Annotated in this window: 13 protein-coding genes; 11 read left to right on the plus strand and 2 right to left on the minus strand. The window is 69.2% G+C overall.

The genetic code is table 11. The features are described 5' to 3' along the window. The coding region (locus AC3WPZ_RS23205; protein WP_492441758.1) for a TonB C-terminal domain-containing protein at positions 1-1,827 on the plus strand (1,827 nt) is incomplete at its 5' end. Positions 1,828-1,836: 9 nt separating this feature from the next. Here AC3WPZ_RS23205 and AC3WPZ_RS23210 read toward each other — a convergent pair. After that, positions 1,837-2,502 (minus strand): DsbA family oxidoreductase, encoded by a 666-nt coding sequence (locus AC3WPZ_RS23210; RefSeq protein ID WP_492441761.1) that lies wholly within the window; start codon positions 2,500-2,502, stop codon positions 1,837-1,839. An 89-nt stretch (positions 2,503-2,591) separates the two neighbouring features. Between AC3WPZ_RS23210 and aroE the strand changes: the two genes are divergently transcribed. The 10 genes from aroE to AC3WPZ_RS23260 all read left to right on the plus strand — a co-directional run bounded on the left by aroE (position 2,592) and on the right by AC3WPZ_RS23260 (position 11,374). Next, positions 2,592-3,413: a shikimate dehydrogenase gene (aroE, locus tag AC3WPZ_RS23215; RefSeq protein ID WP_492441763.1), complete on the plus strand. Its 822-nt coding sequence runs from the start codon at positions 2,592-2,594 to the stop codon at positions 3,411-3,413. Then, positions 3,410-4,291, plus strand: coding sequence for a DMT family transporter (locus AC3WPZ_RS23220; RefSeq protein WP_444688767.1), 882 nt, complete (start codon positions 3,410-3,412; stop codon positions 4,289-4,291). The genes aroE and AC3WPZ_RS23220 overlap by 4 nt, the downstream gene beginning before the upstream one ends. A 39-nt stretch (positions 4,292-4,330) precedes the next feature. Further along, positions 4,331-5,011 (plus strand): TetR family transcriptional regulator, encoded by a 681-nt coding sequence (locus AC3WPZ_RS23225; RefSeq protein ID WP_382323979.1) that lies wholly within the window; start codon positions 4,331-4,333, stop codon positions 5,009-5,011. Positions 5,012-5,145: 134 nt separating this feature from the next. Beyond that, positions 5,146-5,682 (plus strand): TRAP transporter small permease, encoded by a 537-nt coding sequence (locus AC3WPZ_RS23230; protein WP_492441765.1) that lies wholly within the window; start codon positions 5,146-5,148, stop codon positions 5,680-5,682. Between the two features lie 18 nt (positions 5,683-5,700). Beyond that, entirely contained in the window at positions 5,701-6,984 is a 1,284-nt protein-coding gene (locus AC3WPZ_RS23235) for a TRAP transporter large permease (protein ID WP_492432421.1), read from the plus strand. Positions 6,985-7,076: 92 nt separating this feature from the next. Further along, a complete protein-coding gene (locus AC3WPZ_RS23240; protein ID WP_382159012.1) occupies positions 7,077-8,078 on the plus strand; it encodes a TRAP transporter substrate-binding protein in 1,002 nt (333 codons plus the stop codon). Positions 8,079-8,100: 22 nt separating this feature from the next. Continuing rightward, the gene (locus AC3WPZ_RS23245; RefSeq protein ID WP_492432423.1) at positions 8,101-9,150 is read left to right on the plus strand and encodes a Gfo/Idh/MocA family protein; all 1,050 of its coding nucleotides are present in this window, start codon (positions 8,101-8,103) and stop codon (positions 9,148-9,150) included. 42 nt (positions 9,151-9,192) lie between these two features. Further along, a complete protein-coding gene (gene aroQ / locus AC3WPZ_RS23250) occupies positions 9,193-9,639 on the plus strand; it encodes a type II 3-dehydroquinate dehydratase (protein ID WP_492441768.1) in 447 nt (148 codons plus the stop codon). A 19-nt stretch (positions 9,640-9,658) separates the two neighbouring features. After that, on the plus strand, positions 9,659-10,492 hold the full coding sequence (locus tag AC3WPZ_RS23255) for a shikimate dehydrogenase family protein (protein ID WP_492441770.1): 834 nt from the start codon (positions 9,659-9,661) through the stop codon (positions 10,490-10,492). Between the two features lie 6 nt (positions 10,493-10,498). Then, positions 10,499-11,374 carry a DMT family transporter gene (locus AC3WPZ_RS23260; RefSeq protein ID WP_492441772.1) on the plus strand — a complete coding sequence of 292 codons (876 nt, stop codon included), beginning with the start codon at positions 10,499-10,501 and terminating at the stop codon, positions 11,372-11,374. Here the strand turns inward: AC3WPZ_RS23260 and AC3WPZ_RS23265 are convergent, their stop codons facing one another. Then, a complete protein-coding gene (locus AC3WPZ_RS23265) occupies positions 11,375-12,286 on the minus strand; it encodes a sugar phosphate isomerase/epimerase family protein (RefSeq protein WP_492432426.1) in 912 nt (303 codons plus the stop codon).

A 12,286-nucleotide genomic window follows, 5' to 3' on the forward strand; every position in this document is an offset into this window, starting at 1 on the left:
GCGCCCGCCGTGGTGGCGGCGGCCGCGCCCCCGCCCCCGAGCATGGAGGCCGCGATGCCACCGCCGCGCGACGCGGCGGAGATCGACCGCGAGCAACGGGCGCAGCGCGAACAGGCCGCTGCCGCCGAGCGGGCCTTGCGCGAGCGCGCCGAGCAGGAAGCCCAGCAACTGCAGCAGCAGCAACGGCAGGAAGCTGAGCGCCAGGAAGCGAAGCGCTTCGAGATGGCGCGGCTGGAGGCCGAGCGCGCGGAAGCCGTTGCGCGCCAGGACGAAGCGACCCGGCAGGAAGCCGAGCGCGAAGCGGCGCGCGTGGAAATTGCGCGGCTGGAGGTGGAACGCCAGGAGGCCGAGCGCCAGGCCACGGCCCGCGAAGAGGCCGCGCGTCGCGAAGCCGCAGCACAACAGGCCGAAGCCGCCAGGCGCGAGGCCGCCGAGCGGCAGGCGGCGGCTGCGCGGGCGGCGGCAGTGGCCCAGCAAGAGGCCGCACGGCAGGAAGCCGCTCGCCAGGAGAGCGCCCGGGCCGAGGCGGCTCGGCAGGCGGCCGAGCGACAAGCCGCAGCGCAGCGGGAAGCCGCGCAACAGCAACAACAACAGGCTGCGGCTCAGCAAGAGGCCCAGCGGCGCGAAGAGATCGCCCGCCAGGAAGCGGCGCGGGCCGAGGCCGCGCGCCTGGAGGCCGAGCGGCAGGCGGCGGCCCAACGCGCGGCGGCGCAGCAGGCGGCTGCTGCAGCCCAAGCCCAGCGCGAGGCAGCGACCCAGGCCCAGCAGGAGGCGGCTCGCCAGGAAGCCGCTCGGGTGGAAGCGGACCGTGTGGAGGCAGCGCGACTGGAGGCCGAGCGCCAGTTGGCGGCGCAGCAAGAGGCCGCGCGGCAGGAGGCGGCCCGCCTCGAAGCCGCCCGGCTGGAGGCGGAGCGGCAGGCGGCGGCGCAGCGCGCTGCCGCGCAGCAATTGGCCGCGCAAGAAGCCGCACGCCAGGAAGCCGCCCGGGCCGAGGCCGCGCGGCTTGATGCCGAACGGCAAGCGGCGGCGGCACAGGCGGCTGCCCAGCAAGCTGCTGCGCAACAAGCAGCGGCACAGCAGGCCGCAGCTCAACAAGCGGCAGCGCAGCAGGCAGCAGCAGCTGCGGCGGCGGCGGCGCAAGCGGCTGCCGCGCAACAGGCGGCGGCCCAGGAAGCCGCTCGGCAGGAAGCCGCAGCCCGGGCGGCCGAGGCTGCGCGGCAGGAAGGCGAACGCCAGGCGGCTGCGGCGCAGGCCGCCGCGCAACAACAAGCCGCTGCCCAGCAGGCAGCGGCGCAGCAGGCGGCCGCTCAGGACGGCGCGCGCACCGAGGCCGCGCGCCTGGCCGCCGAGCGCGCGGAGCACGAGGCCAAGCGCGAAGAGCGGCTGCGCGCGATCGGCCGGCAGCTGGACGAGGAACGTGCCCGGCGCGACGCGGCCGATGCGGCGGCGCTGCGCGACCCGCAGGGGAGCCCGCTGCGCCGGGGCCGCCTGTTCGGGCTGGTGGACAACAACGAGGAGCTGGTGCGCTACGCCGAGGCCTGGGCGCGCAAGATCCAGCTGAACAGCAACACCTTCGAGCTGGTGCGCGAGGCGGTGAAGCAGCCGCACACCAACCCGGTGGTGACGGTGGCGATCCGCGCCGATGGCTCGGTGGAGTCGGTCACCTTCGTGCGCACCAGCGGCGTGGCGGCGATCGACGAGGCGATCCCGCGCATCATCCAGAGCCTGGCCAACTACCCGGCGTTTTCACCCGCGCTCTCGCGCCAGTACGACGTGGTCGAGATCCGCCGCACCTGGCATTTCGACGTGGCGATCAGGCTGTACTGAAGCCCCGGCTCACTCGGCCGCGATCTGCCGCAGCGCCTGTTCGAACACCGCCGCCGGCTGGCCGCCGGAGATGAGGTGCTTGTCGTTGATGATGACGGCGGGCACGGAGTGGATGCCGTGGCTGGTGTAGAAGGCTTCGCGCTCGCGCACGTCTTGCGCGTATTCGTCGCTGGCGAGGATGGCTTTGGCCCGCGCTTCGTCCAGCCCGGCTTCGCGCACGCAACCGAGCAGCACGTCGTGGTGGCCCATGGCTTCGCTGCGGGTGTGGCAGGCGGCCATGAGCGCTTTCTTGAGCGCGTGCTGCTGGCCGGGCGCGCCTTCTTCGCCGGCCCAGTGCAGCAGGCGGTGGGCGTCGAAGGTGTTCCAGATGCGGCCCCGGCCTTCGGGATTGAAGGCGAAGCCCACTTCGGCGCCGCGCGCGCGGATGGTGTTGCGGATCTGCGCCTGCTGATCGGGCGTGGAGCCGTATTTCTCGGCGAGGTGTTCGCCGATGTCCTGGCCTTCGGGGCCCATCTTGGGGTTGAGCTCGAAGGGCTGGAAGTGCAGTTCGGCCGACACGTCGCCCTGCAGTTTCTGCAGCGCTTTTTCGAGCGCGCCCAGGCCCACGGCGCACCAAGGGCAGGACACGTCGGACACGAAATCGATCTTGAGGGGGGTGGTGTTCATGGCCGCCATGGTAGGCCGGGGGCCATGCCCGTGGCCGGCCCAGGGGCTTGCGCCACAATGTTGCTTTCTCAACCCCGGCCTGCCCCACTCCCCGCTTTATGACCGACCGCTACGCCGTTCTCGGCCACCCCATTGGCCACAGCAAATCGCCGCTGATCCACACCCAGTTCGCCCAGAGCACGGGGCAGGACCTGGGCTACACCGCCATCGAGACGCCGCTGGACGGTTTCGCGGACACGGTGCTGGGCTTTCGGGCGAGCGGCGGGCGTGGGCTGAACGTGAGCCTGCCGTTCAAGCTGCAGGCGTTCGAGATCGCCACGGAGCCGAGCGAGCGCGCGCGGCTGGCGGGCGCGGCCAACTGCCTGAAGTTCGAGGGCGAGCGCATCCTGGCCGACAACTTCGACGGCGTGGGCCTGGTGAACGACCTGCAGCGCAACCTGGGCGTGCCGCTCCAGGGCAAGCGCGTGCTGCTGCTGGGCGCGGGCGGCGCCACGCGCGGCGCCTTGCTGCCGATCGCGGCGGAGCAGCCGGCGCTGCTGTCGGTGGCGAACCGCACGCCCGAGAAGGCGCACGCGCTGCGGCACGATTTCGCTGCCCATGTGCCGCTGCAGACCGGCGGCTACGACACGCTGCTGGGCCAGAGTTTCGACGTGGTGATCAACGCCACGTCCACCGGGCTTTCGCAGGAGGCGCTGCCGCTGCCGGACGGCCTGTTCGCCCCGGGCGCGCTGGCCTACGACATGGTCTACGGCAAGGGCCTCACGCCTTTCCTGCGGCAGGCCAAGGCCGCGGGCGTGGAGCGCGTGGCCGATGGCGTGGGCATGCTGGTGGAGCAGGCGGCCGAGGCGTTTCTGTGGTGGCGCGGCGTGCGCCCCGACACCCAGCCCGTGGTGCGGCAGCTCACCGTGCCGCTGGTTTGAAATCCCGCCACTTCCTGCAACTGGTCGGCCTGTCGGCGCTCTGGGGCGCGTCGTTCCTGTTCATCCGCGTGGCGGTGCCCGAAATGGGGCCGCTGGTGCTGGCGGGTTGCCGCGTGGCGCTGGCCGGGCTCACGCTGGCGCTGATCATGCGGGGCCTGAAGCAGCAGTGGCCGTGGCGCTACTGGCGCGAGCTGCTGTTGATGGGCGGGCTGTCGGTGGCCGTGCCCTTTCTGCTGTACGCCTGGGCCGGGCTGCGGTTGCCGGCGGGCTACAGCGCGCTGCTCAACACCACGGCGGTGCTGTTCGGCACCCTCGCCTCGAGCTGGTTCAAGGAAGACACGCTCACGGCGCGCAAGCTGCTGGGTTGCGTGTGCGGCTTCATCGGCGTGGGCCTGATCGTGCGGCTCGGCCCGGTGCGGCCTGACGCGGCCACGATCGCGGCGGCCCTGGCCTGCGTGCTGGCGGCCGCGTGTTACGGCTGCTCCACGCCGCTCATGAAGCGCGCCACCACGCGCATGCAGCCGCTGGCGATCGCGGCGGGCATCCACGCGGGCGCGATGGTGCTGGTGCTGCCGGGCGCGCTCTGGGCCTGGCCGCAAGCCACGTTCACGCCCACGGGCATGGCGGCGGTGCTGGTGATGGGCGTGGTCACCTCGGGCCTGGCCTACTGGGCGCACCTGCGCATCATCCGCCACGTGACGCCGGTGGCGGCGATGAGCCCGGTGTTCCTGATCCCGGTGTTCGGCGTGACCTGGGGCCACCTGTTCCTGGGCGAAGAGCTGTCGTCGGGCATCTTCGTGGGCGGCGCGCTGGTGCTGCTGGCTTCGGCGCTGGTGACGGGTTTCAACCCGTTGCGGCGCAACCCGCCGGTGCCCTGAAACGCCCGCAGCAGGGGCCCTCCGGCCTATACTGCGCAAATGAACGAAACGGTACATTCCAAGCGGCGGGCCGCGCGAAGCGTGGCGCCTGCCAAGGAAACCACCCGCACCAACGACCCGGAGCGGACCATGGCCAACATCCTCGAGGTGGCCATGGCGGAGTTTGCCGAAAAGGGCCTGGCGGGGGCGCGCATCGACGAGATCGCGGCCGCCACGCAGACCAGCAAGCGCATGATCTATTACTACTTCCAGAGCAAGGAGGGCCTGTACCTGGCCGTGCTGGAGGAGTCGTACCGGCGCATGCGGGAGATCGAGAGCCAGCAGCACCTGGAAGACCTCGAGCCCGAGGCCGCGCTGCGCAAGCTGGTGGAGTTCACCTTCGACCACCACTTCAGCCACGAGAACTACATCCGGCTGGTGATCTCGGAAAACATGAACCGGGGCCAGTTCCTGGCGCAGAGCCAGAGCATCCAGCAGCTCAATGTGCCGGCGATCTCGGCGATCCGCCGGCTCTACGAACGCGGCGTGGCCTCGGGTGTGTTCCGCCCCGGGCTCGACGCGATCGACATCCACGCCTCGATCTCGGCGCTCACCTTCTTCAATGTGTCCAACCGCCACACCTTCGGCCTGATCTTCAAGCGCGACCTGAGCGACCCGAAGATCGCCGCCGCGCGCCGCGACGCCATCGCCGAGATGGTGTTGCGCTACGTGCGCGCCTGACGCACCACCCCTCCCGGGGCCTTGTTTTTCACGACCCGACGGCCGGTGCGCCGACCTAGGGTAATCCCCGATTCGTGGAAAACTAACCAGTTCGTACATTACCAACTCGAACGGAACAAACCCAGGAGACCTGCGTGATCCAGAACCTCATCAACACCTACTGCCGGCTGCTGGCCTGGCTGATGGTGCTGTTCCTCGCCCTCATGGTGGTCATGGTGTTCGGCAACGTGCTGATGCGCTATGGCTTCAACTCGGGCATCACCCTCTCCGAAGAGCTGTCGCGCTGGCTGTTCGTGTGGATGACCTTCCTGGGCGCCGTGGTGGCGCTCAACGAGCGCGCCCACCTCGGCACCGACTCGCTGATCTCGCGCCTGCCGGTGCTGGGCCGCAAGCTGTGCCTGGCCGCGAGCCTGGCGCTGATGCTGTACGTGTGCTGGCTGATCTACCAGGGCGCGTGGGAACAGGTGAAGATCAACTGGGACTCCACCAGCGCGGTGATGGAGACCTCGATGGCGTATTTCTATGCCAGTGGCATGGTGTTCGCCTTGCTGGCCGCGCCCATCCTGCTGCTGAACCTGTGGCGCCTGCTGGCGGGCCGGATGAGCGAGGACGAGCTGATCGGCATCCGCGAATCCGAAGACGTGCCGCCCCCCGGCAACCCCCAAGCCTGAACGCACCGGAAGACCGCCATGACCATCGCCATCTTCCTCGGTGCTCTGCTGGCCGCCATGGCCATCGGCATTCCCATTTCCTTCGCGCTGCTGCTCAGCGGCGTGGCCCTGATGTGGCACCTGGGCATGTTCGATGCGCAGATCCTCGCGCAGAACCTGATCGAGGGTTCCAACAGCTTCCCCCTGCTGGCCGTGCCTTTCTTCATGCTGGCCGGCGAGATCATGAACACCGGCGGCCTGTCCAAGCGCATCGTGAACTTCGCGATGGCGCTGGTGGGCCATGTGCGCGGCGGCCTGGGTTACGTGACCATCGTCGCGGCCTGCCTGCTGTCGGCGCTCTCGGGCTCGGCCGTGGCCGACGCGGCCGCGTTGACGGCCCTGCTGCTGCCGATGATGGTGAAGGCCGGCCACGACAAGGCGCGCAGCGGCGGCCTGATCGCGGCCTGCGGCGTGATCGGCCCCATCATCCCGCCCTCGATCGGTTTCGTGATCTTCGGCGTGGCGGCCAACGTGTCGATCTCCAAGCTGTTCCTGGCCGGCATCTTCCCCGGCATCCTGCTGGCCGCCGGCCTGTGGGCCACCTGGTGGTGGAGCACGCGGCGCGAAAAGCTGGAGCCGCCGCCGCGCAAGTCGGCCGGCGAGGTGCTCAGCGCCATGCGCAGCGCGGGCTGGGCGCTGATGCTGCCGCTGATCATCCTGGTGGGCCTGCGCATGGGCGTGTTCACGCCGACCGAAGCGGCCGTGGTGGCCGCCGTGTACGCCCTCTTCGTGGCCGGCGTGATCTACCGCGAACTCACGCTCAAGCAGCTCTACGAGGTGTTTCTGAACGCGGCCAAGACCACGGCGGTGATCATGTTCCTGGTGGCCGCGGCCATGGTCTCGGCCTGGCTGATCACGGTGGCGCAGCTGCCGGACCAGATCGTCACGCTGCTGCAGCCGCTGCTGGACAACCCCACGCTGCTGATGTTCGCCATCATGCTGCTGGTGATCGCCGTGGGCACGGCGATGGACATGACGCCCACCATCCTGATCCTCACGCCGGTGCTGATGCCCATCGTGAAGGCCGCCGGCATCGACCCGGTGTATTTCGGCGTGCTGTTCATCATCAACAACTCCATCGGCCTGGTGACGCCCCCGGTGGGCACCGTGCTCAACACCGTGGCCGGCGTGGGCCGCATGCGCATGGACGACGTGACGCGCGGCGTGATGCCCTTCATGCTGATGCAGTTCGCGGTGATGTTCCTGCTGGTGCTGTTCCCCTCGCTGGTCATGGTGCCGGCGCGCTGGCTGATCGGCAACTGAGCTTCCCTTTCCACACCCGGCCTGTGCGCGGTGCGCCGCGGGCCGAGGTTCCCCGGATGCCAGCGCACTGCCCTCATTTCTTTGGAGACAACATGAAACGCCTGATGCTCAAGACCCTGGTCGCCGCCCTCGCAATGACCGCCTTCGGCGCCGTGCACGCGCAGGACAAGACCATCAAGTTCGCGACCCAGAACCCCAAGGGCCACCCGATCGTGATGGGCATGGAGAAATTCGCCGAGCTGGTGGCGGCCAAGTCGGGCGGCAAGATGAAGGTCAACCTCTTCCCCGGCGGCACGCTCGGCAGCGACCAGGCCAATGTGTCGGCCATCCAGGGCGGCACGCTGGAGATGGCCTCGATGAACTCGGGCATCTTCGCCAGCCAGGTCAAGGAATTCGCGATCTACGACTTCCCCTTCATGTTCGCCAACTCGAAGGAGGCCGACGCCGTGGTCGACGGCCCCTTCGGCAAGAAGCTGCACGACAAGCTGCAGGAAAAAGGCCTGATCGGCCTGGCGTACTACGAGCTGGGTTTTCGCAACATCACCAACAGCAAGCGCCCCATCACCAAGCTGGAAGATCTGGAGGGTCTGAAGCTGCGCGTGATCCCCAACCCGATCAACGTGGACTGGGTCAAGGCCCTGGGCGCCAACCCCACGCCCCTGCCCTTCCCCGAGGTGTACGCGGCGCTGGAACAGAAGGCGATCGACGGCCAGGAGAACCCGCTCACGGTGATCAACGCCAACAAGTTCTACGAGGTGCAGAAGCACGTGGTGCTGAGCAACCACCAGTACAACCCGCAGTCGGTGATCATCAGCAAGAAGTTCTGGGACAACCTGGACGCGGCGCAGAAGAAGATCGTGGCCGACGCGGCGCAGGAATCGGCGAAGTACCAGCGCGAGCAGGCGCGCGGCCAGGTGGCGGTGGCGCTGGACAACATGAAGAAAAGCGGCATGCAGGTGACCGAGCTGTCGGCCGCCGAGACCGACAAGCTGCGCGACAAGCTGCGCCCGGTGATCGCCAAGTTCGCGGTGACCGTGGGCCAGGACACCGTTCAGAGCCTGCAGGCCGAGCTGGCCAAGGTGCGCGGCAAATAAACGCAACGCACGCCGCTCCGTCATGAGCAAGACCCGCATCGCCGTGGCCGGCGCCGGCTACATCGGCCAGGCCCACATGGGCGTGGCGCGGGCCAGCGCGGGCTGCACCCTGAGCGCGGTGGTCGATCCTTCGCCGGCCGCGCAGGCCGTGGCGCGGCAAGCGGGCGTGCCGCTCTACCCGTCCATCGAGGCCTTGCTGGCCAGCGAGCACCGGCCCGACGGCCTGGTGCTGGCCACGCCCAACGCGCTGCACGTGCCCCAGGCCTTGCAATGCCTGGCCGAAGGTATGCCGGTGCTGGTGGAAAAACCCATCGCCACCACGGTCGCCGAAGGCCGGCGGCTGGTGGACGCGGTGGAGAACAGCGGCGCGGCCGTGTTGATCGGCCACCACCGGGCCCACAGCCCCATCATGGCCAAGGCGCGCCAGGTGGTGGCCTCGGGCCAGCTGGGCCGGCTGGTGAGCGTGATGGGCAGCGCCCTCTTCTACAAACCCGCGGGCTATTTCGCCGACAGCCCCTGGCGCCGCGAGCCCGGCGGCGGGCCGATCCTGCTCAACATGATCCACGAGGTGCACAACCTGCGCATGCTCTGCGGCGACATCGGCGCGGTGCAGGCGTTCAAGTCGCACGCCACGCGCGGCTTCGCGGTGGAGGACACGGTGGCCATCAACCTGCGCTTCACCAACGGCGCGCTCGGCAGCTTCATGCTCTCGGACACCGCCGCCTGCCCGCGCAGCTGGGAGCAGACCTCGCAGGAGAACAAGGCCTACCCGAGCTACGCCGACGAGGACTGCTACGTGATCGCCGGCACCGACGGCAGCCTCTCGGTGCCCACCATGCGGCTCAAGACCTACCCGCGCGCCGAAGACCGCTCGTGGTGGAAGCCTTTCGAGGTGGGTACAGTGGGCCTGGTGCGCGACGATCCGCTGCAACACCAGATGGACCATTTCGGTGCCGTGGTGCGCGGCGAAACCTCACCACTGGTGAGCGCTCGCGACGGCCTGGACAATCTGCGCGTCACCGAAGCCATCGCCGAAGCGGCCACCACGGGCCGCGTCGTCGAACTGGCCTGACCCCTTTTTCTTTTTTCAACCATCCCATCTTCTGGAGCGACGATGAAAGTTCTCATGCTGCACGGCATCAACCTCAACATGTTCGGCAAGCGCGACCCCAAGCAGTACGGCACCATCACGCTCGACCAGATCAACGAGCAGGTGAGCGAGCTGGGCAAGGAACTGGGCGTGGAGGTGGAAGCCTTCCAGACCAACTTCGAGGGCGCGATGTGCGAGCGCATCCACCAGGCCTACTTCGACCAGGTGGACGCGGTGATGATCAACGCCGGTGCGTGGACGCACTACAGCTACGGCATCCGCGACGCGCTGGCCATCCTGCCCTGCCCGATCGTCGAAGTGCACATGTCCAACATCCACGCGCGCGAGACGTTCCGCCACCACTCGGTGCTGGCCGAGATCGCGCAAGGCCAGATCGCCGGTTTCGGCGTGGAAAGCTACCTGATGGGCCTGCGCTCCGCCGTGAACCACGCGCGCGCCAAGAAGGCCTGACGGACACCCCGCGACGACCATGATCAACGGCACCACCGGGCTGATCGCCCACATCGGCTACCCGACGCACACCTTCAAGTCGCCGATGATCTACAACCCCTACTTCGAGCACGTGGGGGTGAACGCGGTGGTGGTGCCCATGGGCTGCCAGGCGCCCGATTACCCGGCCTTCCTGAAGTCGGTCTTCACGCTCACCAACATCCGGGGCGCGCTCATCACCATGCCGCACAAGGTGGTCACGGTGGGCCTGATGGACGAGGTCACGCCCACGGTGAAGGTGGCCGGTGCGTGCAACGCCGTCAAACGCACCGAGGACGGCCGCCTGGTGGGCGACATGTTCGACGGCGCGGGCTTCGTGCGCGGCGTGCAGCGCAAGGGCCTGAACCTGCAGGGCGCGCGCGTGCTGGTGGTGGGCAGCGGCGGCGTGGGCAGCGCCATCGCGGCCTCGCTGGCCGGCGCGGGCATCGGCGCGATCGCGCTGCACGACGTGAACGCCACCTCGGCCAGCGCCCTGGCCCTGCGCCTGAAGGCCAGCTACCCGGGCATCGAGGTGAGCACCGGCAGCAACGACCCGGCCGGCATGGACCTGGTGGTCAACGCCACGCCCATGGGCATGAACGAGGGCGACCCCCTGCCGATGGACGTGTCGCGCCTGGAGGCGCGCACCTTCGTGGGCGAGGTGGTGATGCGCACCGAGATGACGGCCTTCCTCTCGGCCGCGCGGGCGCGCGGCTGCCCGGTGCAGGTGGGCTCGGACATGCTGTTCGAGCAGATCCCGGCCTACCTGGAATTCTTCGGCCTGCCCACCACCACGGCCGAGGTGTTGCGCTCCGTGGCCCGGCTGAGCTACTGAGCCGGCGTGACGAACCCCGACACCCAATCCCCGAAACGCACCGCGCTGGGCATCGCGCTGCTGGTCTGCGCCACGCTGTGCTTCGCGCTGCTGGACACCACCTCCCAGTACGTGGGCCCCGCCGTGCCGGTGGTGATGGCGGTCTGGCTGCGTTACCTCACCCAGACCCTGATGACCACCGCCCTGCTCTGGCCGCAGCGCGGGCGCACGCTGCTGCACACCCGCGCGCCGGGCTGGCAGTTCGGCCGCGGCGCGCTGATGCTGGGCTCCAGCGTGGTGGCCTACCTGGCCCTGCGCCACGTGCCCGTGGGCGAGTTCACCGCCATCATGATGCTGGTGCCGCTGGCGGTCACGCTGCTGGCCGCGCTGATGCTGCGCGAACCGGTGTCCGCGCTCACCTGGGCGCTGGTGATCGGGGGCCTGGCCGGCGCGATGATCGTGATCCGCCCCAAGGGCAGCGATTTTCACGGCGCCATGCTGCTGCCCCTGCTGCTGGTGCTCGTGAACGCGGCCTACCAGATCCTCACCAGCCGCATGGTGCGCACCGAAGACCCGGGCACCATGCACTTCTACACCGGCCTGCTCGGCCTGGCCTGCTGCTCGCTGCTGCTGCCCTGGGGCTGGGCGCCGATGGCCGACTGGACGCTGTGGGCGCTTGCCGGCCTGCTCGGGGTGTTCGGCTCGGTGGGCCACTACCTGCTGATCCAGGCCTACCACCACGCGCCGGCCTCGCGCCTCACGCCCTACCTGTACGCGCAGATCGCCTTCGCCACGCTGGCGGGCTGGGTGGTGTTCGGCTACGCGCCCGATGTCTGGACCGTGGTCGGCATCGCGCTCATCGCGCTGTGCGGCTGGCTCGGCGTGCGCCTGCGGCGAGGCTGATCACGCCTGCAGGGTTTTCAGGCGCATCTGGTTGGGCAGCGGCATCGAGCGGCGCATCACGTCCTCGGCCAGCCACAGCGCCGAGCGGCGCGCGCGCTCGGCCACCACCGGCAGCGGCATCTGCTGGTAGTCGTCGTTGAACACCTCGAAGCTGTAGTCGCCCTCGTAGCCCAGCTTGTCGAGCTTGAGCACGAGTTCGGCCAGCTGCTCGCTGTGCACGCCTTCGCCGGGGAACACGCGGAAGGTGCGCGCGGTGGCCATGCGCTCCTCGAAGGTCTTGGTCTCCTGCCACATGAAGTCGGCCAGCTGCACCAGAAAGATCTTGGCCGGGTCGAGGTAGTCGATCTCTTCCAGCGAGGTCTTGGCCGCGAAGATGTGGAACGAGTCGATGCCCAGGCCGAGGTTGGGGCAGTCGGCGCGGCAGACCACGTCCCACGCGGTGGTGAACTCGTTGACCGTGCGGCCCCAGGACAGGCCTTCGTAGGCGATGCGGATGCCAAAGGGAATGGCCAGCATGGCGAGCTTGCGCAGGTCGCGCGCGATGTGGTCGAGGTCCTGCGAGGCGTGCGCCGAGGTGGACGAGCAGGCCAGCAGCACCTTGCAGCCCAGCGCGGCGCACATCTCGAGCATGCCCTTGGCGATGTCCACCTTGTAGTGATGCAGGTGGCCCGAGAGGCCCTCGAAGTCGCGCAGCACCTGGAAGCCGGTGCCGCGCAGGCCGCTGTCCTTCACGGCCTGCACGGCCGCGCCCAGGCCGCCGGGGTGGCCGACCAGGTCGTTGGCTTTGAGCATCACCTGCGAGAAGCCGGCGGCCTTCATGGCCGCCAGCTTGGCTTCGAGCGGACCGGCCAGCGTGATGGTGTCCATGCCGAAGCCGCTGATGGCCTCGATGGAAGCGCGGTTCGGGCTCAT

This window comes from Hydrogenophaga sp. FW305-3-2-15-A-LB1, assembly GCF_058787875.1.

Bases quoted from the DNA above. Each gene is read 5' to 3' on its own strand.
- AC3WPZ_RS23210 (WP_492441761.1), bottom strand. From the start codon at position 2,502: ATGGCGGCCATGAACACCACCCCCCTCAAGATCGATTTCGTGTCCGAC.
- aroE (WP_492441763.1), top strand. From the start codon at position 2,592: ATGACCGACCGCTACGCCGTTCTCGGCCACCCCATTGGCCACAGCAAA.
- AC3WPZ_RS23225 (WP_382323979.1), top strand. From the start codon at position 4,331: ATGAACGAAACGGTACATTCCAAGCGGCGGGCCGCGCGAAGCGTGGCG.
- AC3WPZ_RS23235 (WP_492432421.1), top strand. From the start codon at position 5,701: ATGACCATCGCCATCTTCCTCGGTGCTCTGCTGGCCGCCATGGCCATC.
- AC3WPZ_RS23240 (WP_382159012.1), top strand. From the start codon at position 7,077: ATGAAACGCCTGATGCTCAAGACCCTGGTCGCCGCCCTCGCAATGACC.
- AC3WPZ_RS23245 (WP_492432423.1), top strand. From the start codon at position 8,101: ATGAGCAAGACCCGCATCGCCGTGGCCGGCGCCGGCTACATCGGCCAG.
- aroQ (WP_492441768.1), top strand. From the start codon at position 9,193: ATGAAAGTTCTCATGCTGCACGGCATCAACCTCAACATGTTCGGCAAG.
- AC3WPZ_RS23255 (WP_492441770.1), top strand. From the start codon at position 9,659: ATGATCAACGGCACCACCGGGCTGATCGCCCACATCGGCTACCCGACG.
- AC3WPZ_RS23265 (WP_492432426.1), bottom strand. From the start codon at position 12,286: ATGAGCCCGAACCGCGCTTCCATCGAGGCCATCAGCGGCTTCGGCATG.